At 53.8% G+C, this 22,719-nt stretch carries 19 protein-coding genes and 1 tRNA gene; 4 read left to right on the forward strand and 16 right to left on the reverse strand.

What is annotated here, in order from left to right; genetic code table 11:
* Window positions 1–260 precede the first annotated feature (260 nt).
* The 4 genes from KL786_RS13500 to KL786_RS13515 form a co-directional block, all read right to left on the reverse strand.
* On the reverse strand, window positions 261–857 hold the full coding sequence (locus KL786_RS13500) for a hypothetical protein (protein WP_252193719.1): 597 nt from the start codon (window positions 855–857) through the stop codon (window positions 261–263).
* Window positions 858–1,155: 298 nt separating this feature from the next.
* A complete protein-coding gene (locus KL786_RS13505; RefSeq protein WP_215517930.1) occupies window positions 1,156–1,545 on the reverse strand; it encodes a hypothetical protein in 390 nt (129 codons plus the stop codon).
* A 2-nt stretch (window positions 1,546–1,547) separates the two neighbouring features.
* Window positions 1,548–2,018 (reverse strand): hypothetical protein, encoded by a 471-nt coding sequence (locus tag KL786_RS13510; RefSeq protein WP_215517931.1) that lies wholly within the window; start codon window positions 2,016–2,018, stop codon window positions 1,548–1,550.
* 42 nt (window positions 2,019–2,060) lie between these two features.
* Window positions 2,061–2,456, reverse strand: a complete 396-nt coding sequence (locus tag KL786_RS13515; RefSeq protein ID WP_017337050.1) for a DUF6957 family protein — start codon at window positions 2,454–2,456, stop codon at window positions 2,061–2,063.
* Window positions 2,457–2,613: 157 nt separating this feature from the next.
* Here KL786_RS13515 and KL786_RS13520 point away from each other — a divergent pair, with 157 nt between their 5' ends.
* Complete coding sequence (locus KL786_RS13520; RefSeq protein WP_215517932.1) at window positions 2,614–3,069, forward strand: helix-turn-helix domain-containing protein; 456 nt, start codon at window positions 2,614–2,616, stop codon at window positions 3,067–3,069.
* 206 nt (window positions 3,070–3,275) lie between these two features.
* Window positions 3,276–3,902 carry a hypothetical protein gene (locus KL786_RS13525; protein ID WP_252193720.1) on the forward strand — a complete coding sequence of 209 codons (627 nt, stop codon included), beginning with the start codon at window positions 3,276–3,278 and terminating at the stop codon, window positions 3,900–3,902.
* A 94-nt stretch (window positions 3,903–3,996) separates the two neighbouring features.
* On the opposite strand, the gene KL786_RS13530 is transcribed toward KL786_RS13525, so the two are convergent.
* The 6 genes from KL786_RS13530 to KL786_RS13555 form a co-directional block, all read right to left on the reverse strand.
* A complete protein-coding gene (locus KL786_RS13530; RefSeq protein ID WP_031318513.1) occupies window positions 3,997–5,031 on the reverse strand; it encodes an AAA family ATPase in 1,035 nt (344 codons plus the stop codon).
* Window positions 5,016–6,578: an ATP-dependent nuclease gene (locus KL786_RS13535; RefSeq protein WP_017337046.1), complete on the reverse strand. Its 1,563-nt coding sequence runs from the start codon at window positions 6,576–6,578 to the stop codon at window positions 5,016–5,018. Before KL786_RS13535 ends, KL786_RS13530 begins: the two co-directional genes overlap by 16 nt.
* Before the next feature lie 183 nt (window positions 6,579–6,761).
* Window positions 6,762–7,310, reverse strand: coding sequence for an SH3 domain-containing protein (locus KL786_RS13540; protein WP_353844665.1), 549 nt, complete (start codon window positions 7,308–7,310; stop codon window positions 6,762–6,764).
* A 50-nt stretch (window positions 7,311–7,360) separates the two neighbouring features.
* On the reverse strand, window positions 7,361–7,837 hold the full coding sequence (locus KL786_RS13545) for a hypothetical protein (protein ID WP_215517933.1): 477 nt from the start codon (window positions 7,835–7,837) through the stop codon (window positions 7,361–7,363).
* A complete protein-coding gene (locus KL786_RS13550) occupies window positions 7,834–8,043 on the reverse strand; it encodes a hypothetical protein (protein WP_215517934.1) in 210 nt (69 codons plus the stop codon). The genes KL786_RS13545 and KL786_RS13550 overlap by 4 nt, the downstream gene beginning before the upstream one ends.
* A 191-nt stretch (window positions 8,044–8,234) precedes the next feature.
* On the reverse strand, window positions 8,235–8,690 hold the full coding sequence (locus tag KL786_RS13555) for a competence protein CoiA family protein (protein WP_215517935.1): 456 nt from the start codon (window positions 8,688–8,690) through the stop codon (window positions 8,235–8,237).
* Between the two features lie 45 nt (window positions 8,691–8,735).
* Between KL786_RS13555 and istA the strand changes: the two genes are divergently transcribed.
* Window positions 8,736–10,235, forward strand: coding sequence for an IS21-like element ISPpu27 family transposase (gene istA / locus KL786_RS13560; RefSeq protein WP_115284415.1), 1,500 nt, complete (start codon window positions 8,736–8,738; stop codon window positions 10,233–10,235).
* A complete protein-coding gene (istB, locus tag KL786_RS13565) occupies window positions 10,228–11,031 on the forward strand; it encodes an IS21-like element helper ATPase IstB (RefSeq protein ID WP_020300922.1) in 804 nt (267 codons plus the stop codon). The genes istA and istB overlap by 8 nt, the downstream gene beginning before the upstream one ends.
* A gap of 158 nt (window positions 11,032–11,189) precedes the next feature.
* On the opposite strand, the gene KL786_RS13570 is transcribed toward istB, so the two are convergent.
* From KL786_RS13570 to KL786_RS13595, 6 genes are all read right to left on the reverse strand, one after another.
* The gene (locus tag KL786_RS13570; RefSeq protein ID WP_252193721.1) at window positions 11,190–12,830 is read right to left on the reverse strand and encodes an AAA family ATPase; all 1,641 of its coding nucleotides are present in this window, start codon (window positions 12,828–12,830) and stop codon (window positions 11,190–11,192) included.
* The gene (locus KL786_RS13575) at window positions 12,827–13,300 is read right to left on the reverse strand and encodes a hypothetical protein (RefSeq protein WP_020308644.1); all 474 of its coding nucleotides are present in this window, start codon (window positions 13,298–13,300) and stop codon (window positions 12,827–12,829) included. The genes KL786_RS13570 and KL786_RS13575 overlap by 4 nt, the downstream gene beginning before the upstream one ends.
* Entirely contained in the window at window positions 13,287–13,955 is a 669-nt protein-coding gene (locus KL786_RS13580; RefSeq protein WP_070414536.1) for a hypothetical protein, read from the reverse strand. The genes KL786_RS13575 and KL786_RS13580 overlap by 14 nt, the downstream gene beginning before the upstream one ends.
* On the reverse strand, window positions 13,952–18,595 hold the full coding sequence (locus KL786_RS29580) for a tyrosine-type recombinase/integrase (RefSeq protein WP_353844666.1): 4,644 nt from the start codon (window positions 18,593–18,595) through the stop codon (window positions 13,952–13,954). The genes KL786_RS13580 and KL786_RS29580 overlap by 4 nt, the downstream gene beginning before the upstream one ends.
* Before the next feature lie 159 nt (window positions 18,596–18,754).
* Window positions 18,755–18,831 (reverse strand) — tRNA-Ile (locus KL786_RS13590).
* Between the two features lie 137 nt (window positions 18,832–18,968).
* Window positions 18,969–22,712 (reverse strand): EAL domain-containing protein, encoded by a 3,744-nt coding sequence (locus tag KL786_RS13595; RefSeq protein ID WP_215517936.1) that lies wholly within the window; start codon window positions 22,710–22,712, stop codon window positions 18,969–18,971.
* Between the last annotated feature and the right edge of the window lie 7 nt (window positions 22,713–22,719).

Consider the following 22,719-nt stretch of genomic DNA (forward strand, 5'->3'; position numbering starts at 1 on the left):
AAAGGTACGAATACTGAACCTGTCTCAGCAGCCGCCCGCACTTTGCGGTCGATTACATCCGCAAATGGTATGTGCTTGTCTAAAGCATCGTTGATATCTTTTCCCGAAATGCATATCAAGCTCTTGCCGCGCCCGAATGCCTCCAGCCCAACGTCAGTGAATCCGTAGTAACTGATAAAAACACCTCGTGTCCAAGCTGCCTTCTGGCTAATCTTGCCTTGAAAGATGTGCAGCTCCCCTGCACCAACAGGGTTTACTACCTACTTCGCCTCAACAAGGTAGATGTCACCTCGGCATTGGAAGCTTCCATCTATCTGTTCCCCCGTATTCCGAAATGGTGCACGAGGTTGGAGGTTGGATGCCTCAAACAGCTGCTGGAGGAACGTCTCGAATGCGTAGCCTCGTGCTTGAGGAGCGAGCTTATGAATGTCCAACAGGGCCCTCTTCAACTGAGCCGCCTGATCAACATTTACCTGACGCACAGCTGCGAACGGATCGCCATTGATGACGTCGGCAGATGAGCCGGACTCCAAGCCTTGAATCAAAGTCAGGAAGCGCCCCTCGGCGTTAACCACAGGTTCATCTTTGCGTTGGTTGGCCAGCGCAGCCTGACGATATTGCCAGAGTGCTTTGAGCGCTCGCACGCAAGTCGGTGTATCGGCAAGCGTGAGGAAGCTCCGCAGGCGCCTAGCTTTGGATGTGCTATCCGCAGCGAACAGCGGATCATCAATATCGATCTCCAGCTCTCCGAGGAAGAACTGGGACATGGTGCGGTCTGAGAAGTCCAACACGTAACCCCCTTCCATCTCGAAAAGAAGGTCGATTAGCTTCATATCCAGTGGTTTGATCTTCGGCATGCCACACGTCCTTGGCTAAGCATAGGGAACCGAGCATACGATATCGCTGAAAGTGTCCGATAACTATCTGCTCCCGAGGAAGCGGTCAAAACCTCGGAGACCGGATTCAATGGCCAACGGTTAGGGAATCGAGCAGGCACCATGTGCTGGCGTCCGAAATGGCAAGCGGAGCGCCTAGGCCCAAGCAGGGCTGGAGACTTGAGGATGGAAGCCCGAAGGGGCCAAGTCCCGCAACAGCGGGATTGGTAAACGACAGCCATCCCCGAGGCGGGGCAAGCCCAAAACAACGACCTCAGAGCTACTGGAGGCGATCCGGCGTTGGCAGATACCTGTCTCCCGCTATGCGCATGAACTCATGCAGGCTACGCCGTCCGACGTCCCGCCTGAACGTCGCAATGACGTACTTCGAGTTGACAGTATTGATCACCCAAAAACTGCCTTGCTTCGTTACGGACTGAATGTCGGATGTCCGAATCAGCCGACCATCTGCAAATCGTTGGTACGGCCCAGGGCAAATGTGACCGAACACCACACCAACAGCACTGCACGCATGAATATGGACATTCACCAGGTAGGCCGTGACCAGCCCGTCGTAGTCTTGATTCACTGCTTTGGCGATGCGAAGAAGGTCGAAGTCCGAGTAGCGCTTTTCGTGTAAATCGACTGCGACGGTATTGATGTCGTCCATAGCTACAGAGCCTCCGACGCTGAGGCTACGCCGGTGGTTGCAGCGCTGCGCCGATATAGCTCCCTGACCCCAACCAAGGCATCGACATCGAGGTCGCACTGATGGGTATTGACGTACACATCACCACTCTCGACGTGCAGAACACAGATCGGCACTTCTGCCTGGTTGAACCCCATGGAAAGTGATTTCAGCTTTTCCATCTTCCAGCCTGACCCTTTGTTCATCCATGCCGGGGTAACGACCTGGACATCTTGAATGACCATGCTCTCGTCTTGGGAGACCAGCAGCTCCACCAAGCGAGGCTCATCGTTCAGCATCTCTTCATAAGCTACAAATCGCCCCTCATGCCGGCGCTTGAGGCTCACGTGATACCAATGGGTAACCAAGGATCGCGACATGGCGTGAAAGTGAGCGAGACCATCCCCGAACATACCCACCGGGCCGGCCTGGTCTTGCATGCTAATCCTGAACATCGTGTTTCTCGTGTTGAGCAGGCCCGCGAAGTGCGCCTGCGATTAACATAAGCCAAATATTGTCTTCAGCGAGGCAGTCATCTCGCGCCCTTTTCCCACGAGCACGTACACCGTGTTTCGCGTCTCGAACAGGCAAACACCGTCGAACGATTTACACAGGGTCGAGCGCACCCAGCCCCCTGGCGGAAACCGGCCATGACCGTCATGGATGACGCAGTGGGCATACATGAACATCGGCTCCAGACCAGTAGCTCGTACTTTCGCGAGCGACTCTGGGGATTCGTCGACGTGGAAGATGACCCAGTCCTCGACGGTGCAAAAAGGCTTACGACCGAAGCGCCCCGCGACCAATACTTCCACTTCTGCATGAGACAGCGACGTGCCAGCAGAGGAGATTTCCCCCTCCCGCAGCAGCTCGTGCTCAGAAGAATTAGTCATAAATTGATGATCCTATTGGCGACAAAGGAAATAGGGCTCTGCGCACGCACAGATCGCAAAGGTTGCGCATCTTTCGTCCCATCGCAATGACTATATACATTTGTGTGGAACTCATCAAACGGGGCATACCGTCTCCTTTTGTGGAGAGGTGCGCTGGATGTCTTTGCGGAAGGCATATGCGGCAACGCTACAGTGGCTGAGGGTTCGACATGGGTTGTCGCAAGCAGACCTCCAGCAACAGACTGATCAAGCACACATAAGCCGCTTGGAAGCATCGACGACATCGGCTACCGTCGATCTCAGTGCCGATTTAGCTAAAGCGCTAGGCCTAATGCCACTCTCCTTTCTCACACTGGTGGCCGCAGCCGATGAAGGCAAGACCGCGCGCTCAGTTCTGAATGACACAATGAAAGAACTCATGCAGCTCGGTGTTCTTGATGAGCAGCTACCTGCCGAACCCCAAAAGCTCACTACGCCCCAGAGGATCGCTGCCGCAGAAAGACTCAAAGCGGTGCGCGATCTCAAGGCGGCAGGCCTTTCTCAAGCGGAGGTTTGCCGGCAATTAGAACTGCCCAAGAGCACAGTTAACCGGCTGTGGTACGCTGGCGGTTGAGACTCAATTAGGCACCAAACCCTGCCCAGCATGGATCAGAGCCATTTTTCGATGTCAGTATCCAGCAAAAAGGACAATGTGACCTCAGCCTTGGATCACGCTTTCTCGCACAGTAGTCCACGCTAGAAAACCACTTACAGGTTGCCGGTAGTCCACCCAGACTCGTAAAGTTCTGAACCATGGACTGGCCAACGTGAGAAGACGACATGGATGAGGAATCGCCACCGATGCTCGACCCGGAGCTTGAGGCCATCCAGTGGCCGGCAGACTTCTCCGGCCAGCAGCTGTTTATCCAGGGTGAAGATTGGCAGTACAACGCGATGCTGAACTGGTCTCAATTTCGTGTCGACCTCTATGCTTTTGCATACAAAGATGCCGCTGACGGACTTGTGGAGGCGATGGCGAATCGTCAGGTGCCATTGGATAGCGGCATTTACCCTTTGCTTTTTCTATACCGCCACTCCTTGGAGCTGCAGTTCAAGCTGATGCTAAAGAGTGCTCGCGCTCTGACAGGCAAAGAGCCCAAGAACTACGACAAGCATCCGTTGATGCCTCTGTGGTCGGAGTTGCGTCATCTGCTCAAGGGCATGGGTCTAGAGCGCTCTGACGCCAATGCTACTGCTGTTCACGAGTTCATTCGCCAGTTGGACAACGTTGACCCAGACTCGATGGCGTTTCGGTATGCGACGACCAATAGTGGTAAAGACCATCTCCCAGACGTTACGCACATCAACATCCGGCACTTGCGCGAGGTGCTCAACAGCGTCTTCGTTTGGCTAAACGGCACATACAGCTGGATTGGGGAGATGGAGCAGGGAAAGCCTGGCGACTGATCACGCTAGGTGTGATGCCAGGCAGTTACCCTTCATGCTGATCATGCTTGCCGGGCAAGATCTTAGGCCAGAGATCACCGCCTATGGCTCCGACCTAATCTGTTTTAAATCGTTTGAAAAGTTTTTCGGGCGCCAGATACAACCTCCCGCGTGTCCGTGAGAAGGCAACATAGAGTTTGTTTTTTGTCTGTGGAGGGAGATCGGCAAGCGAGGATTTTTCGTAGACCTTCCAGTGAGTAGTACCCAGCACAACGCATACATCGTTGTAGTGATCCAGACCTTTACTGGCACCCCAGTTGTTAGACAGACACCCGTATTTATAATGTTCCTGGTAGAACAGCTTCACCACGTTGCCATCGGCGTGCACGGCGTTAGCATCGACTTGATTGGCCAGAGGAATGATTTCGGTTTCATACGTGTGCTGTGACTGCATATCAATCTGCAGATGTGCACGTATGAAATCACATACGGTGACGCCACACCTCCAGCTTCGACTCAGTGTCTCCTTGTCGACAGTCACACCCGCCTTTTGAAAAAGCTTTTCGTATTTCCCAATGTCAGCGTGTAGCGAGCTGTTCACGTTTCCATCACGACTGGTGTCGAACGTATGCTGATAGAAGTCACCTACAAATAGCATTTCAACCTTGGCTTTCGCTAATGCCATTAGCAGGTTGAAATCATGACCTGCTAGGTCTTGAACTTCGTCGACATAAAACTCATCGTAAAAGCGCTCCATTCGCGCCATCACGTCAGGAATTGCATTAACGGTCTCTAGGAGCTTTGCGAGGCGATTGTGGTAAACGCTGCCGCTTGTAGTAGCGTAATACGCCATATTGTCCCGTTTGAGCTTTAGCGTACGGGCGTGCGGAGCTCGAAAGCTGATTCCCCGCGTCTGCATATGCACTTGCAGCAGAGGGCGATAGCAGAAGCTATAAAGGAACGTGAAATAACTCAGCAGGTTGATGTTTTTCGGCACATGGCCAAACCGTTTGATGATGCTATCGCGCAAATGGCGATAGTTGTTCTCCGTGTAGGTGATTATCAGTGCGCGCTTTTCTAGGCTCAGACGCTTCACTAGCAAGGTGGTCTTCCCTGAACCTGCCACAGCGAACATCACTCGTTTATCCATTGGATTGCCTCCGCGATGTAGGCAGGAACGGTGAGCTCGCCTGGCTTTCCCTTGAGCAGCTCAAACGCGGCTTCTGCCTTGTTTGCCAGCATGTATTCCAAGGGGGAGAGGGTTTTTCGTCCTGGGCCGAAGACGGTCTTGCAGGTTTCCTCGTTGTCGTTGTGCAACCCTATTTCGAAGGTTGAACGGGCATTGTCTTTGTCGGCAAAGACTTTGGCATTATCCGAAGCGAAGTCGACGTAGTTTTCTACGCAGTTTTTCTGATAATCCTTGTCATTGTCTCGTATGGCTGCGACTCGAATTCCGAGCAGGTTAGCGAGCTCCATGTACCTTTTGAAGCTGGTGCCCCCAATAGAGATTATGTGGACGTCATCGACATGCGGTAGACGCCCATTTGTACATTGCTTATAGAACTCTTCCACCAGGATGAATTCAGCATCACCTTCAACCAATATCACCTTCTTCGAGAGCGCGAACTCCAGGACGTTGTTGTCCGGGGCCTTCATGAAGAATTCTGCGGTGTCAGGTGATAGGGCTTTAAGTGAGCCAGCAGCTGCATTCGGGCCGATCAAAAGGGCATGCCGAAGATCAAGCCTTGAGCAGATATGGCTGCTATGGGTTGCAATGAAAAGCTGGGTGCTCTCGTTCTCCGCTAGCTTGGCGACAAGTGCTTTCATGGAGGAATGGCTGAGGTGGTTCTCAGGCTCCTCCAAGAGCATTACATCCAAGCCGCCTTGCTTGTGCTTGCTCAGCGCAAATTCAGTCTTGATGAAGCACTGCCTTCCTTTGCCGTGGTTCTCAAGCGGAATATTGTCTTCCGTGATGATTAGGTCAGTTTCCAGGTTCGACCGGACGCTACTCCGTACGTCAAACTGATACGCGGGTAGGTCAGCGTTGAGGGCTGCGAGATGTTGTCCTGTAAAAGCCTGCTTGCCTTGGCGATACAGGTTTTCAAGCTTATAGCGGTCTTCAACGGGGGCGTTGAAAGCGTACACAGCTCGGGTGTATTCACGAGATGCGTGGTCGCCATCAATACGTGAACCGTCTAGCATCATGTGTTTGATGGGTCGGTTGAAAGCTGCATAGGGCCTGCAGGCGAACGTTTCAAACCGCACCGCGTAATATTCGAACGGGAAGTTCGGTTGATCATCAGCCAAGATGGCTTGCACCGCTTCGCCATACTCGGCCATCACCGCAAGGATCATGCGCACGCCGTCAGTCTGGCGCTGGTGGGAGTTGTTGGTTCCATACAGGCCTTCGTCGTCACCTTCCTCTAGGAAAACGTCGACTATCAGCTCAGGTAGTTTTTCTAGGGTCTTCTCCCCTGCGAGGAAGGTGTTCACCGAATCCTTGTTGAGCAGTGTTTCTGCACCCAGAGCTTCAATGCGGTTGCGACTCCCGCCGAGCGCGAGGTCTAGCGCGAGCAAAATGCTGCTTTTTCCTGCCTCATTGTTGCCAATCAGCACATTCTTCCCAGACTCAAAATCGAGCGTGAGCGTTTTGAATTTTTTGAAATTCTGAATTACCACTTTCCGTATGGTGTGCATGTTTAGCCCTGAGCTGGAAAATCAAAAATGAAGTTGAACCACATGGTTGTTGAGTCGGGTGGTTACGGATTCATAGCCAATACATATCCATCTGCAACGAAACCTCGTCAAGAGATCGGCTCGTTTACCGGCTAAAGCGCCTACGAGAGTGTAATCCCCCGCAAGACGCCATCAGATAATCGCTCAAACGCCGTACCGTTTGTTACCGCCAGAGGTAATGCAGTATCGACCACCCCTAGGCCCTATACACACGTTTCCAGAGGAACAGGGGCACGAGGAACCGTAAGCTGGAGTCTGTTGGCGAGCGGGTAGTGGAAGCTGGGCCGACGGTCTGGGCTTCGGAACAACGTAGCAGCCAGGCCCACTGCATAGACTCTTGGACGAAAGCCATTTCGAAGATTGACCATCAATGCTGATGCGCGCCCATTCATTCCTCGTTTCGAAGACCTGAACCTTTTCCCCGCGCTTCAATTTGGAGATGACCTTTCCACCTGGTTGATCCCTGACATTGAGATTATCAGCACTCACAAAGTGCTCAGTTGCGGAAGCAGGAGCCGGAGTTGGCGGTGAGGCCGGGGAAATCGACGCTTGCGTATTCGGCGAGCTAAGAGCGTGTGGCTGTACCGGGGCTGGAGGCGTGTCTTTCTTCCCCATTGCCCACAGGACGGCAAAAAGAATCAGGAGGGGGACAAACCATGACTGGGACTTCTTGCGCATATCCATTGCTCTCATTCGTCACGTATTACAACGGCTGGTTTCCTGACCAACCTGACGTCATTCACCTACTGCGAGCTTAGCCAAACTTCCATTTTTTGCAGCTTGTCGGGATCTAAAAGTTTGCGACTTCCCGAATTCAGGATTTCAAAAAAACGCTGCTTCGTTTCGGAAGAGGGAAACCAATCAGCGACCTCGACGTTGCAGTGCTTAGAATCACTTAGCACCCATTTCATCACCATGTCAGCTGCCGCTCTGTAGTGATCTGCCATGAACAGCCTTTCGCCGTCTTCTGACCAGCCTCGCATCGCAAGATCGTGGGTTACGTCGATGACTCCAGCGTCTCCAAAGAAATCGGTGGTATCTGGGTAGTGGACGCCTGCCAAGGACACTTTCGCTACGCCCGAATCCCGGTCGAAGTAGGACATAAAATGCCATCCACCTGTTGTACTCCCAGCGTGCGGAAAATTGATGGCGGCTTTACCCGTGATGTAGTGCTCGCGTGAGACGCGTTTGAGATCAAAATCGAACAGTGGCTGCCTCATGGGAGCTTTTTGAGCCGGGCTAGACCCTGTTTGATGTGGCCAGCGTTCTCACCAATTGTGTAAAGCGCACCACGGACGTTGTCGCCAACTTCCGCATGCCCTTGGGCTTCCACCTGGAGGGTTAGCTCCATGAGCGCAGCTTCGAGAGCGAGCTGATTCTGGTACATCCTTTCCAGAACGTCTGACAGCGAGTATTCACTGGTCATCTACATGGACTCCTTTTTTACGACCCAGCATAGCTCAGTGATGAATCAGCAAGTGTCTTGCGGGTATAGGCATACCCTGAGAGCACCTTATGAGCGTCCTGTCCCTAAATAGTCTCAAGGTGTTTGATCTGCAAGCTAGAACAGCAAGGAGCCCGAAGGACAGAGATGCCGGCTAGACACTTGGTCGGTTTTTATTGATCCGCCGTACCGGATGTATCAGTGGCAGGGCCTCCGTTGAAGCTAAAGTCGGTGGTGCCGTTGGTGATCCATTCGACCAGCTTTTCCTTGGGTGTGTAAGCCACCACTCCACGTTTTTGAGTCGGATCGAATCTTAAGACGCGCCATATACCAAAATCGGGGCCGAAGTCGATGAACACGGGTTTGGAAACCCACCAGCGAGCAAAAAGCTTGCTGCGGGAATGCCAGCTAAATGAAGCCAGTCCATTCTCCGACACTTTTGACAAACCCATTCTGAAGTTGTACCTGTCGAACTCAGTTCGCGTGCCATCGATCACCCAGATCATATTTTGATAGTAGTTTTGCCTCGCGATGACCTCTTCCGGATGTATCGTCGATCTCTGAAACTCAATAACCATCCCTGAAGGCGTTCGTGTTGCCGCTGACCGAAAACTGACCCAGGTGTTCAACTGCTTCTGCTCACTTTTCGAGCAGGAGAACACAGGGTGATCAGCATGGAAATGTTGGGAAAAATCCGGCGGATGTACTTCCGCGACAAGCTCTCGCTGCATCAGATAGCCAAGCGTACCGGACTGTCGAGAAACACCATTCGAAAATGGGTCAGAGCACCCGAAGCCACCCAGCCGGCGTACCAACGGTGCGCAACCTTCAACAAACTCAGTCCATTTCACGAGACGCTGGAGCAGGCGCTCAAGGCCGATTCGTTTCGGGCAAAGCACAACCGCAGGAGTGCCAAAGCACTCTTCGAACAGATCAAGGCCGAGGGGTACGACGGCGGCTACAGCCAACTCACCGCCTTTATACGCTCGTGGCGCGGCGAGCAAGGCAAGTCTTTACGAGCCTTTGTGCCGCTGACCTTTGCACTCGGGGAGGCCTTTCAATTCGACTGGAGCGAAGAAGGTCTGCTGATCGGCGGCCTGTTCCGACGCATCCAGGTCTCCCATATGAAGCTGTGCGCCAGTCGCGCATTTTGGTTGGTTGCGTATCCCAGCCAAGGCCACGAGATGTTGTTCGATGCCCATACCCGCTCGTTTGGCGCGTTAGGTGGGGTGCCGCGTCGCGGCATCTACGACAACATGAAGACCGCTGTCGACAAGGTCAACAAGGGTAAGGGCCGCACGGTCAATGCTCGGTTTGCCGTGATGTGTGCGCACTACCTGTTCGACCCGGACTTCTGCAACGTCGCTTCCGGCTGGGAAAAAGGCATCGTTGAAAAGAACGTCCAAGACAGCCGACGGCGCATCTGGCTCGATGCTCAAAACTGCATGTTCCACACCTTCGAGGAATTGAATGCCTGGCTCGGCCAACGCTGCCGTGCGCTCTGGGGCGAACTGCTGCACCCGCAGTACAACGGGCTGACCGTGGCGGACGTCCTGGAGCTGGAACGCGCTGAATTGATGCCGATGCCGACTGCCTTTGATGGCTACGTCGAGCGCACCGTACGGGTCTCCAGCACCTGCCTGATCAGCGTGGCGCGAAATCGCTATTCGGTGCCGTGTGAGCGGGTCGGCCAGTGGGTCAGCAGCCGTTTGTATCCTTCCCGGGTGGTGGTCATCGCCGATGAAACGACGATTGCCAGCCACGAGCGTCTGTTTGATCGAGATCAGGTCAGTTTTGACTGGCAGCATTACATCCCGCTTATCGAGCGCAAGCCTGGAGCGCTGCGCAATGGCGCTCCGTTTGCTGATCTGCCGAAGCCGTTGCAGCTGCTAAAACGCGGTCTGAGGCGTCACGCCAATGGTGATCGAGTCATGACGCAGGTACTGGCGGCTGTTCCCATCGCCGGGCTCGACGCCATATTGGTGGCTGTGGAGTTGGTACTTGAATCAGGCAGCTTGAGTGCTGAGCACATCCTGAATGTCCTGGCTCGACTGACATCGACAGCAGCCCCTCCGTCCGCCGAAACCAGCCTTCAACTCAAGATAGCGCCTGTCGCCAATACGGCACGCTACGACCGGCTCCGTACCACCGATGAGGAGACTCGCAATGCGTGATCTTATGGCGGAACTCAAAGAACTGCGTCTGCATGGCATGGCCAGCGCCTGGGAAGAACTAGCCTCGCAAGGAGAAGCTTCGACGGCATCCTCGAAATGGCTACTTGAGCATCTTCTCCAACAAGAACATGCGGATCGAGCGGTGCGCTCAGTGAACCACCAGATGAACATGGCCAAACTCCCCATGCATCGTGATTTGGCCGGCTTCGACTTCAGCGCTTCCAGCGCAGATGCCCGCCTGATCAGGGATCTGTCCAACCTGGAGTTCACCGATACCGCGCAGAATGTCGTGTTCATCGGCGGGCCTGGAACAGGCAAAACACACCTCGCCACCGCCTTGGCTGTGTCCGGGATCACGACGCATCACAAACGCGTGCGCTTCTACTCCACGGTGGATCTGGTCAATCTGCTGGAACGCGAAAAGTACGACGGCAAGACGGGCCGCATCGCTCAAGGGCTGCTACGAACAGACCTGGTGATACTCGATGAACTGGGGTATTTGCCCTTCAGCCAGAGCGGTGGTGCCCTGTTATTTCACCTGCTGTCCAAGCTGTACGAGCACACCAGCGTGGTGATCACCACCAACCTCAGCTTCTCGGAATGGTCGAGCGTGTTTGGTGACGCCAAGATGACAACGGCGTTGCTGGATCGGCTGACACACCACTGCCACATCGTCGAAACGGGCAACGAGTCCTACCGCCTGCAACACAGCAGCTTGGTCGCCCAGACGAAGATCATGTCACGTGAACGAAAGCGCAAAGACAATGATGGTGCCGAGGACGATGAGCTGTTTTGATCCGCACCAAAAATACCCTGCCGCATGCCCACATGCGGTGGGGGCTTAATGCCTCTTCCACCGGGACACGACTGCTAAGCTTATCCACAATTGCTGATGCCAAAATCAGCAATCCGCCCTGGGTCAATTTTCAATCGGCAGGGTGGGTCAGTTTTCAATCAGCGCCGACAGATCTGCTTGATCTTCGCGAGGTGTGTCAGCATGTCCTGCGTGTTTGTGCAGGGGATCAGATAAACCCCATCGCGCTCGCCATTCCAGAATGGCAAGGTGTCCAGCTGACCAGATCTAATCTTCATGGCGATGTTCTGAAGGTGACTGTTGCCGATAGACCTGTGAACCTTGATCAGGTGAGTCGACGGTATCGCCTTCGATTTGGCCAGTGCATGGAAGAAGATTCCATAACCAACCGGAGATAGCTGACCGGTATCGCCTACTAGCAAAAGAGACAGTTCTTTCTTCGCGAAGGCATTCAGCAGTTTCAGCATCAAGGCGATGTCTACCATGCTGGATTCATCGATGATTACCAGAGGGTCGGCTCCAGTGCTGAGCCCTGAGCTTGCAGTGCTGATTTTGATCAAGAAACTGTGGATCGTGTAGGTGTCTCGGCCAACAGACTCCTTGGCGCGCTCCTTGGCTTTTCCGCTCAGTGCTAAGACATGCACAGGGCGGTGCTGAGAGGCTATATCAACGATGGCTTTCAGCACCGTTGTCTTGCCCGTACCGCCAAATCCAGTCAGCGTGCTGATGCGATTAGTAAGCGCCATCAGCACTGCGCTTTTCTGGTCTCGGGTGAGTGAGTGTCCAGGCACGCTCTCACCGTGTGCGCAGTAATCTTCAATCGCTTGCTCCAGTTCCTGCGGAGAACCGTGAAGCAATGAGGCCTGAGCGGACAGTAGACTCGCGACTCGCTGCTCGAGTTTACTTTCGACAAGGGCTGCTCCCAGTGGCTGGATAAGCGTCGTCCCTTGATCCTTCTTAACGCATACAGCACGCCTTTGTAGGGCGCATTCGATAGCTTGGTCTACCAGTCTGGCGGATGGAAGCTTCTGCATCAGGGCGGCTTTTAGCTCTTCTATTTCGTATGCGGTATGGCCCTGATCCAAGCGCACATAGAGCAAATTCTCCACAAGGCCGGCCAGCCTGCGTGGGTCATCACGAGGTATGCCTAGCTTGGCTGCTGCGGCGTCTACGATTTTCCACATGTTTGGGTGGATGCCTTGAAACGCAATGAGGCTGTACGGATTAAGCTTCAGGCGCTCTACCGTATCCGTCTGGCAAACCTTGAGAACGCTTTTGGCGAGCCCAGGATCGAAGTCGTGCTCCATGAGAAATTCAATTGTTGAAATCTCATCCTGCAGTGTCCTCCAGGCATCCACGACCTTTTGGGCGAGATCAGGATTAATCAGTTCCGCCAGGTGGCTGACTCTGCCTGCAGTCAATGCCTGAGCAAGGTTTTCTGCGCCAAATGCCCTGACCAGTTTCGAGACTTTCGCTTTGCCGAATGACAGCCCGCGAAATGCAGGATGCTTTATCAGCAATCTTTCCACATATGCCGCTATGGGCAGGTTTACGATGTGACAGCTTTCGATCAGAACGAAATCCCTGTACTGATCATGCCCTGTGATCGAGCCTTTGAACTGCCAGCATTCACCGGGTTGAGGAATGCGGGTGATGACTTTATAGCTTGCTCTGCATGTGTAAATTTTGTTTTGGCCAATGATGCGCCCGGAAAAGACTGCACCGCCAAAACTGCCTGGCTTCACCGAGCTCACCTGGATCACGCTCGACAGATTGCTCATAGGATGAATGACCGCCCGGAGTCGATCATCAAGTCCTGCTGGCTACTGATTTCCTGTGCAGATGTGCGAAGCAACCGCAGCTCGGCAGAGAGTTGCTCAACTTGCTCGCGGAGCAGTTCGTTTTCCTTCGACTTTTGCTCAAGCATTACTCGCAACCGATTCGCTTCGCGACTTTTCGAATCCGCCATATCAATCGCCAGAGACTCAGGATCTTTGGCCGCAACAAACTCACTGCCTATGCGGCGAATGTCCTTCGCGATGACCTGCTCAAGGGTTTTGCCCTGTGAGCAAAAGATCTTCTTGGCGCTTTCAGAAAACCACTGCCTACGATTACCACATTCATCAGCGATTTTGCTGAAGTTGACGGCGCCAAACTGATTCACAGGAAACTTTTTTCCAGCCTGTTCAAGCTGCAGCACATAGTCCCTGTAGCGGTCGTACGGAGAGCGCTTTTGATCACCGGTCGCCATTAGTGCTTTCCTTGGCTTTCATCCAAAGGACGAAGGGTTCGGCAATATCTTTTGGAACAAGCCCTTCAGCAGGTTCGAGATCATCAAATGTGCAGGTGATTTTTCCGGCCTTCATGTCAACAACGAACATGCCGTCGCTCGCTTTGAGCACCAGCCTAAGGGCACGGCAGGTCTTATCAAACTTCGTCATGAAGGCCTGATCGCTGTGCTTTGAATCCGAAATGGGAGCCAGGGTGGCCCCGTGAGTACGAAGCGCTGATTTGAGAGCCTCTATTTCTTTCTTCAGCCTTTCTGTCTCTGCTTGGAGCCCATCTGCCCGACGCGCTGATAGCTTCTCCACTAGCTTGTTCTTCGTGGATTCCATGTTGCTGTCGGAGTCCCAGTATCTGTGGAACAGTGGGCCGATCAGTGCCCAATAAGCGGTGCTTTGAACGAGTGTGCGATAGCCAATTTTCTTCTCGTTCACAGGCAAGTCGGCGTTATAGAGCTCCGCACAAAACCTGGAAAAAGGGGTAATGCCGTCAAAAGATGTCTTCCCCACGAACGTCTTGAGTCTCGGGACAACTTCATCCTTTATCCGGCAGATCCTGAACTCGCGATTCCTCTTCTGGGAGCCTGCAAAGCGATTTTGGCCAGGTTTTGCACCCTTGCTCATGCGGGCACACTCCCAGGGCTCGAAATTAGCTTCAAAATCGAATCAGGGCGATTCAAAGCCATAGGTTTGGTCATTGCATCGCTCAGTTCGTGTAGCGAAATGCCGAGGACTTCACAGGCAGATCGAATCAGCCCCCTGAATTCATCGATTAACGTGAAACCAGTCGGGGCTTCTTCCAGCATGCGGTTGAAGTCTCCTGTGAACGCCAGCAGCTTGTTCCTGGCTACCTTGAGCTGCTGGTTCAGTTGTGGAGTGAAATACTCTGCATGTGACTTGGCTTCCGCAGTCCGGGCGATGAGGTTGGAGAGCGAGTGCTCTTTCAGCTCCAGACGTTCCAGATGTTCTGACACGATTTCAGGCTTCTCTACCAAGAAACTTTCACGCGTTTTAATCTCGCTATACATTTGTTCGAGACAGTGTGCTGTGACGCTCCAGGAGATGATCTCCGTAGCCAGGAATTTGCGACGGTTGGCTTTCTGTACAAGGCTTTCTAGCGATGCACCATTCCTTTTGGCCTCTGCGATGTACGCCTCTAGCTCGCTGCATTCATCAGTTAAAGCTCGGATATGGCCGTGAATCCTAGGCAGGTGGTCGACAGTTTTGACTGAGTAGTAGCAACCACCGCATGGCGTACTCAGTCCAGGGATGGCACCCAAGTCTTTCACCACGTCCGCTGGACAGTGATTGCCGAACGGGCAGATGTGTGTGGGCATGAAAGCCAGCGAATCAATTGGGCGCTGTTTTGCGGCCCTGACGCCTGACACGACATCGTCCTTCATCTCGCGGTCAAAGGAGATGGCGCCGAAATCAATCAGAGACTTTTCCTTGTCTCGACGGAAAGCCTGCTGGAGCTTTGAGGAGACATCTTCGGCTTTAATATTGGACATTGCTGGACGATCAATGAGCCAGCCCTGCTCGACACTCATCTTCTGAAACTGGGCTACCGACTTAAGGTATGCAGGGTCGACTTTCGCGTAATACATGACGTGTTCTTCAGTGGCTTGCCCCGTGATGAACGCGCCTATGATATGTGGCGGCAATACCCTGATGTATTCGGATACTACTGAAACTCGACAAGAGTGCGGAGTATGCTCTATGAGCTTACAGGCTTGTGCTTCGAGTTTCAGTGCCGCCAAGTAATCGAGAGGCGCATCAATTGACTCTAGGTCACCCACAGCTTCTGGCATCGAGTTCGTAGTATTAATTCCCAGCTGGAATCGGCAGAACAAATCAAAAGAATAGACAAGCCTCTTGAAGTATTTGCCATAGGCTTCTCCTGTCAGTACGCCAGGAGTTTCGCCCTTAGGGAACAGGGAGGTGATTTTTCCAAATGGGCTTTCTTCATGGTAGTCGTACCAAACCGGGACATCCATTGACGGATCGTTGAACCATTTAATCATGGCCTTTTGGCGGTCTAAAACATAAATTACGTTTCTGGAAACAGTGGAATCCCAAGCGCCATTTGCCTTGTCTGTGTTGATTCGCAACTTACAAAGAGGTGGTAGCGGTCTAGATCGATCAATGTGCATATCATAGGTTAGCTTTTCCAGCCACCGAATGTGAATGCTTCGAACGCCGGTTTCCAGCGCTACGATGTTGTGTCGAATGTAGTTCAGTTGGGGATAGAAAACCCATTGCCCAATCCTTTCGACACTGTGTTCGATAATGGGCACTACGAACCTAGGGAGAAGGTGTAGAGCTTCATATTTCATCGGGCGGTTGATATCTGACTTTGGCTGACTGGCGTCAAAGTCTGGGTTGCGATAGAAAACAACCGGTACGTACCCGAGTTTTTCAGTTTGAATAACTTTCTGGGCTTCGTTCCAGTTCTTTGTGGGTATATCTGCCCTGAATTTTTTGTCATACAGATTGATCTGCTCTTCGTGAACCCTGTCGGCAAGGTGCGTTGAGAAAGATTCAATTGCGTAACAGTATTGCAGCAGAATGGGAAAGTGCTCGGATTCGAAAGCTGGCTTGTTGGTGCCAGAGCTTCTGCTTACAATTGGATAATCGATGTGGGAAATCGGATTGACGAAGCCAGATAATTCCTCATCGGCGCTAGAGTTGACTATCAGGTAGTCAAACAAAGCTTCCAAGTGATACAGGGACTTTTGAACGGCAGTGCCCGACCGACCCTTGCGAAGATAACTGAGAAAACCAACCTGGCCGTTTCCTTCGATGTGTGTACGATTGAGATCTCGAGGCCCTGGTGGAAGTAGACCAGTTCTTCCAGGATATTCACTAAATAGGAACGTGTTGAACACCGTGAAGCTGCTTTCATAGTGCCTAAACGTCTTCATTCCTTTGGTTTTTAGCAGTTGAATAAACTTGCTTTGATATTTCAACCAGAGATCGACGCTTTTTTGGTGTTCAGCAGGGATGTTGAATTCACCAGAGATTAATGCCTTTTTACTGGCTGTCTTATCATTTTTTGGAGGGGTAGTGGCTTGCTGGCACCTTTCAGGGTATAGCTTCTGGACGTAGCTCAGAAAAGCCGCAGGGGCAATTGGATACATGAACCAGTCGATTTCGCCACGGCGTGTTTTAATTAGATGTTCAATAAGGTCAGAGATGTCAACCGGCCTGATGTCTTCAATTTGGTGCCAGTCGGTGGCGCGAATCATCCGCCACGCATACCACTCGAAATTCTTGATGGCACTCGGCTTCATAACAGTAGTTATATCAAGAATGTTCTCGTATGTGACATGAGGAACGAAAGGCTTGCTGACCAAGGCGAGAACTTCAGTGTAGTCAGCTGCAGCAAACTCGAAATGCTTCTTCTTAGTTTCGTTGCCGCCAGTGGGCTTCTTGGTATCTAACGGAAGAAGTACGGCTTTTTCCTGCCAGAGAAAATGCAAAATCAATATTGAATCTTTAGCAAGCCTTTCCAGTGAAGACTTGTTAATCCAGTCGTGTGCGGTCTTCGGAACCACCTGCTTGGCAATTTTCGCGTCCGGAGTTTTCTTCGTGCATGTATGGAGATTGTGTACCCAGTCTTCATCGTATACCGGGGCGTTAACCGGATCCAAGTGGTCGTTAAAGAAACGTAGGACGGAGGCCTGGTAATACTCATTAACGGAGCCGCTTGAGATTTTGCTAGGAGCGATGTGCTTGGACTCAAAAAGTACCTTTGAAACACATGCCTTAGCTTTGGCAATAGCCTCCTTGATCGATCTCTCCAAGTCCTCTCCTGACTTGATGATGAGAATATCTTTGGTGAGATTAATCATTTTTTTTTCTCCCTCAATACGCTTGGCTTCTTCCTCGAGTAGCTCTAACTGCCGGTAGTGGAAGTCTGCTCGAATCGACTTGAAAGATGCTTCACCACGTTGTGATACGTACTGATTGGCGTGTTGGATATAGGCTTCAATTATGTCAGTGTCGTGCTTTGCGTACTTCATGGTAGAAGAGGCACTAGCGTGACCCATTAGGATTTTTACATACGCTAGAGGCAGTCCTGGAATGCTCTGTCCGGGAACTGGCAAGTAATTGAGAGTGTAGGTTCCGTACATATGTCGCAGCGAGTGAGCGCTAATGCCTGTGACGTCCTCTACGCCTGCTTTTTGGGCGTAGCTCTTGAAGGTTTTGTCTCGACTGCTTCGGTCGCTAGCGAAGAATGGCCTGCCATCGAGGTTTTGAAAGAGGAAGTCATGGTCGACGCTCGAGTTGTACTCACGGGTCAAATACTTCTCAAGGTTTTCCCAGAACATCCCGGCAAATGGTTCGATCATGAACGTCATTTCGGTCACCCGTCCCTTCCAGGCGAGGAGCTGGTATTCATCCTCTGTAATTCCATGCGTTTTGCGTGCAAAAGGGTCGCGGAGGAAAACTGCGAACGCATCATCGTCGATATCGGGCATCCTCACCTGCAGGGCCTCGCTCGAACGAGCGCCTGTTGCCGCGAGTAGGGAATAGAGGGTCATGTCCCTATAGAAAGTTTTGGACTTCGCTGGCTTTGCCTGCCTGATGAGATCTACGGATCGTTCGATGGGAAATGCTAACGTCTTGAACGGTTTTTGATCGTTCTTCCTGTCCCTGCGTGCTGCCTGGGGAAAGAGTTTGTCTCCCTTGCGCCTGGGCAGCGCCGACTTGATCGAGTCACGAATGACTGCGGCCAGCCAAGAATTGGCCTTGTGCGCCGAAATCTCATACTGGCTGCGGTACTGAGCTTGCTTTGTGTAGAACGCGCTGAATAACTGGTCTGGCGCTATTCTGTTCTTAGCTTCCGATACATCAAGAAACCATTTAATCGACGATTCGATGGTCTGCGCTAGGGAGTTTTGGCCTGTGAGCTTCTCCTTCCCAAGGCTGTCAGCCAATTTCAATGCTATCGGGTTCGCAGCGCCCTTACCGAACAGCAGATACGCCTGGTAGCTGTTGATGACGGTCTCAATTGTGACGTCAACATCCGCCGCGAACTGGGTTTTTGATGCTTCATACACGTAATCCACAAACCGCCCCACGTGCTCGGCATAAAGCTTCGCCGTGTTGGGGGCATAACCCCTACCTGCCAGCCAGATGGTGTAGTGGGTAAAAGGCTTGAATTCCCGCAGCTCGTCGGGCATATCCGGGTCAAGGTGAAGCAATAGGTGTTTAGCTTCGCTTGTGAGCGGTGCATCGACCAAGATGAAATTTTTCACGAGCGCATTTCCAAATACAACACCCATATAGCTTTCGGTGTTGGACTTGCCATGTCAAGCAAAAGTCTTGAAACGAGGATTTTTTAGCACGCGAAAAACTCCGACAGCGTTGTCAGAGAAGTTGTGCAGAATTCATGAAGTGCTTGATATACAAGGAGATGGGGCCACCGGCGGGAATCGAACCCGCGACCCACCGATTATGAGTCGGTTGCTCTAACCAATTGAGCTACAGTGGCGCTGAGGTGATGCAAAACTACCAGAAATGAGGTTCAAATGCCACACCGACATTCATACCACATAAGAACCTACGACCAAGGGATTATGAGTCCCCTGCTCTAACCAACTGAGCTATAGGCCCTCAGTAGGTCGCGGATTATAACGATGGTTTCTCCACTGTGCTATCCGAAAAATCCGAATGGGTCATGTGAAGGAAGGTCGCGGCGAAGATGTCGGCGGGCAGGGGCAGGCTGACGATGTAGCCTTGCATTTGTTCGCAGCCTTCGTCGGCGAGGAAAGCTTGCTGGGCGGGGGTTTCCACGCCTTCGGCGATGATGGTGAATTGCATGCTGTGGCCCAGGGCGATGATGGCGCGCACGATGGCGGCGTCGTGGGGGTCGTCCGGCAGGCCGCGGACAAAGGATTGGTCGATTTTCAGGAAGTCCAGGGGCAGGCGCTTGAGGTAGCTCAAGGATGAGTAGCCGGTGCCAAAGTCGTCGATAGCCAGTTGCACGCCCAGGCGCTTGAGTTGATGCAGCACTTCCAGGGCTTCTTCGGCCTGGCTCATGATGAAGTTTTCGGTGATTTCCAGTTGCAGGCAACCCGGTTCCAGGCGGTTGTCCTGCAGCAATTGCTCGATGCGCCCCAGCAGGTTGGGGTGGCGCAGTTGGGCGCCAGCAAGGTTGACGGAGAGCGGGCCAAAGTCGTCATAGGATTTGCGCCACAGGTGCAGTTGGCGGCAAGCCTGTTCCAGGACCCAGTCGCCGATTTGCAGGATCATGCCGTTCTCTTCGGCCAGGGCGATGAAGTGCTCGGGAGGCACATCGCCAAATGTCGGGTGGCGCCAGCGGATCAGTGCTTCGGCGCCGATCAGTTGTTGGGTTTCCAGGCTCCATTTCGGCTGGTAATACAGAAACAGTTCTTCGCGTTCGATGGCTCGGCGCAGTTCGTGTTCGAGGGCGACGCGTTCGTTGGCCTGGGCGGTCAGGTCCTGGGTGTAGCGTTCGACCCGGTTACGGCCCTTGGCTTTGGAGCGGTACATGGCGGCATCGGCGTTTTTGACCAGGGTGGCGACGTCGATACCGTCCTGCGGATAGAGGCTGGTACCGATACTGGCGCTGATAAAAAACTCGTGTTCGCCTGCCTGGAAGGGCAGGGTGAAGCAGGCCAGCAGTTTATTGGCCAGGTGTTGGGCGTCGCTGGCTTGTTGCAGGCCGGGCAGCAGGATGATGAATTCGTCACCGCCCAGGCGGGCCACGGTGTCGATATCGCGCAGTTGTTCCTTGAGGCGCACGGCGATGTCTTTGAGCAGCAGGTCGCCAATCGGGTGGCCGAGGCTGTCGTTGATGTGCTTGAAGCGGTCGAGATCGAGAAACAGCACCGCGCCCTGGCTGGCCGTTCCCGGTTGATTGTTGAGGGCGGTTTGCAGGCGGTTTTCAAACAGAGTGCGGTTGGGCAGCCCGGTGAGGGGGTCGTGGTGCGCCTGGTAGTCGAGCCGTGCCTGGGCGTGCTTGAGGCTGGAGATGTCAGCAAACACCGCGACGAAGTGGGTGATTGACTGGTCGGGGTTGCGCACGGCGCTGATGGTCAGCCAACTGGGATACAGCTCGCCGTTCTTGCGTCGGTTGGAGATCTCGCCTTGCCAATGGCCGTTGGCCGTCAGTTGGTGCCACATGGCGGCGTAGAACGCGCTGTCGTGCAGCCCGGAGGCCAGCAGGCGCGGGGTGTGGCCGAGGGCTTCGGCTTCGCTGTAGCCGGTGATTTCGCTGAAGGCGCGGTTGACGGCGCTGATGTTCTGCCGGGTATCGGTGATCAACACGCCTTCGGCGGTGCTTTCGAAAACCGTCGCGGCCTGTTGCAGTTTTTCCTGCATCAACTGGCGTTCGGTGATGTCCCGGGCGATGGTCAGCATGCAGTCTTCGTCGCCAATGGGCAGTGGGCGACTGGACACTTCACACAGGCGAATCTGGCCGTCACTGCGCCGGATATGGCAGACGAAATCACGCACCAGGCCGTCGCGCTGCAGCAGGTCAAGCATGTGCTTGCGTTCGTTCAAATCCACCCAGATGCCCAGGTCCATGGTCGATTGGTCCAGGGACGTCGCGCTGTTGAAACCGGTTATACGGCTAAAGCCTTCATTGACCTCCAACAGCAGGCCATCGCGTTGGCGGCTCAGCAATAAGCCGTCGGGCGAGGCATGGAAGGCCTTGGCGAACTTCTCTTCGGAGGTTTGCAACAGTTGTTGGGTTTCTTTCAGTTGAGTGATGTCCCGCACCACGACCACCAACGCTTCGGTCGCATCGAGCTGGAAGGGTTCGGCAGAAATCAGCCCGGTAAACGCCTGGCCGTTACTGCGCAGGAACGGCATCTCCAGGTTGCGAATGCTGGTGGTCTGTACGCGCTTGAGCAGGTTGGGCCCCACGCCCTGGATGCCCCAGATATTCAGCTCGGTGGCGGTCTTGCCGATGACCTCGGCGGCGCTCAGGCCAATCTGGTCCTCGAAGGCCTTGTTGACCTCCAGCAAGCAGCCATCGGAGAGGCGGGCGATCACTAATATGTCCGGGCATTGCTGGAATACCGAGGCGAACTTCTCCTGCGAAAGTTGTAGCGCTTCCTCCGTGCGCTTGGCCTCGCTGATGTCGATCATCAGCCCACGCATGACCGGCTCATGCCCATGCTTGATCAGGCTGACAATGTCCCTGACCCACAGGCAACGGCCGTCGGCGGTGATCACTCGGTAGTCGATGCTGTGGTCGCGGTTGGCGCGGGTTTCACGTTGGCAGAAGGTTTCGGCGCGGGTCAGGTCGGCGGGGTGGATGATGTTGCGCCAGAAGCCCGGGATCAGCCAGTGCGCCCGTGGATAGCCCAGCAGTTCCTCGGCATGGGGTGACACATAGCTGTAGGTGAAGTCCGCGATGTCCGCTTCCCAGGCGATGGCCGACAGGCTTTCCACCAGGCCACGGTAATGGTATTCGCTGCTGCGCAGCTCTTGCTCCAGGGCTACCCGGCGGGAAATTTCCGAGCTGAGCCGGCGGTTGATTCGGATCACGATGGCCAGCACGGTGCTCAACAGCAGCACGGCAGGTAGGCCGTAGAGCAGCAAGTCGGCCCAGAAGGCCCGATGATCGATGACATTGCCGACCCAGTGTTCCTGGATCTCGTTGATTTCGCTGGGGCTCAGGTCGGCGAGTACTTTATCCAGAATGCCTATCAGCATTTTGTTCTGGCGGGGCACGCCCATTGCCAGTTGGTAGCGATAAGGCGTTTCGCCGCTGACGTATAAACCGTCGAGCTTGAGCTGGCGCAGGCTCCAGACACTGGAGGCCAGGTCTCCGACGACGGCGTCTACTTCATCAGTGGCCAGGGCCTGCAACGTCGAACTGACGTTGGGCATCGCGACCAGGTTCAGGTCGGGATGGTGGGTACGCAGCAATTCGTGGGGGGCATAGTTCTCCACCACCGCGATCTTCAGTCCATACAGATCCTTGAGGGAGCGGGGCTGGGCACCGCCTTCATGGGCAAGAATGACGATGGGGAAGTCGAGGTAAGGCCGGGAAAATGCCAGGAAACCCTGACGCTCCGGGGTGGACATAATCCCTGGCAACAGGTCGAGCTGGTTGTTCCGGGCCTGCTCCAGTAGCGCGCTCCAGTTGGCGGGCTCGATCAGTCTGATCTTGATGCCCAGGCGTTCCTGGATCAGCCGCACATAGTCGGCGGCCAGGCCCTGGTAGCGGCCTTCTTCATCGCGGTATTCAAACGGCGGCCACGAAGCATCAACGCCCAGGCGCAATTCTGGGTGGGCCGCCAACCAGCCATGCTCTTCATCGGTGAGAGTCAACGCGCCAGCCGTTGCGGTCCAGGTCAGCAGCGACAGCAGTAGCACGGCCGGCAGTCTGGGCATAACGGTC

It is taken from the genome of Pseudomonas sp. TAE6080, from assembly GCF_018732265.1.
Lineage (GTDB): Bacteria > Pseudomonadota > Gammaproteobacteria > Pseudomonadales > Pseudomonadaceae > Aquipseudomonas > Aquipseudomonas brenneri.

Coding starts and splice junctions, on each gene's coding strand:
- KL786_RS13580 (WP_070414536.1), bottom strand. CDS start 13,955: ATGAGCAAGGGTGCAAAACCTGGCCAAAATCGCTTTGCAGGCTCCCAG.
- KL786_RS13510 (WP_215517931.1), bottom strand. CDS start 2,018: ATGTTCAGGATTAGCATGCAAGACCAGGCCGGCCCGGTGGGTATGTTC.
- KL786_RS13595 (WP_215517936.1), bottom strand. CDS start 22,712: ATGCCCAGACTGCCGGCCGTGCTACTGCTGTCGCTGCTGACCTGGACC.
- KL786_RS13530 (WP_031318513.1), bottom strand. CDS start 5,031: ATGGATAAACGAGTGATGTTCGCTGTGGCAGGTTCAGGGAAGACCACC.
- KL786_RS13535 (WP_017337046.1), bottom strand. CDS start 6,578: ATGCACACCATACGGAAAGTGGTAATTCAGAATTTCAAAAAATTCAAA.
- KL786_RS13570 (WP_252193721.1), bottom strand. CDS start 12,830: ATGAGCAATCTGTCGAGCGTGATCCAGGTGAGCTCGGTGAAGCCAGGC.
- KL786_RS13500 (WP_252193719.1), bottom strand. CDS start 857: ATGCCGAAGATCAAACCACTGGATATGAAGCTAATCGACCTTCTTTTC.
- KL786_RS13550 (WP_215517934.1), bottom strand. CDS start 8,043: ATGACCAGTGAATACTCGCTGTCAGACGTTCTGGAAAGGATGTACCAG.
- istB (WP_020300922.1), top strand. CDS start 10,228: ATGCGTGATCTTATGGCGGAACTCAAAGAACTGCGTCTGCATGGCATG.
- istA (WP_115284415.1), top strand. CDS start 8,736: ATGGAAATGTTGGGAAAAATCCGGCGGATGTACTTCCGCGACAAGCTC.
- KL786_RS13525 (WP_252193720.1), top strand. CDS start 3,276: ATGGATGAGGAATCGCCACCGATGCTCGACCCGGAGCTTGAGGCCATC.
- KL786_RS13545 (WP_215517933.1), bottom strand. CDS start 7,837: ATGAGGCAGCCACTGTTCGATTTTGATCTCAAACGCGTCTCACGCGAG.
- KL786_RS13520 (WP_215517932.1), top strand. CDS start 2,614: ATGTCTTTGCGGAAGGCATATGCGGCAACGCTACAGTGGCTGAGGGTT.
- KL786_RS13575 (WP_020308644.1), bottom strand. CDS start 13,300: ATGGCGACCGGTGATCAAAAGCGCTCTCCGTACGACCGCTACAGGGAC.
- KL786_RS13505 (WP_215517930.1), bottom strand. CDS start 1,545: ATGGACGACATCAATACCGTCGCAGTCGATTTACACGAAAAGCGCTAC.
- KL786_RS13515 (WP_017337050.1), bottom strand. CDS start 2,456: ATGACTAATTCTTCTGAGCACGAGCTGCTGCGGGAGGGGGAAATCTCC.
- KL786_RS13540 (WP_353844665.1), bottom strand. CDS start 7,310: ATGAGAGCAATGGATATGCGCAAGAAGTCCCAGTCATGGTTTGTCCCC.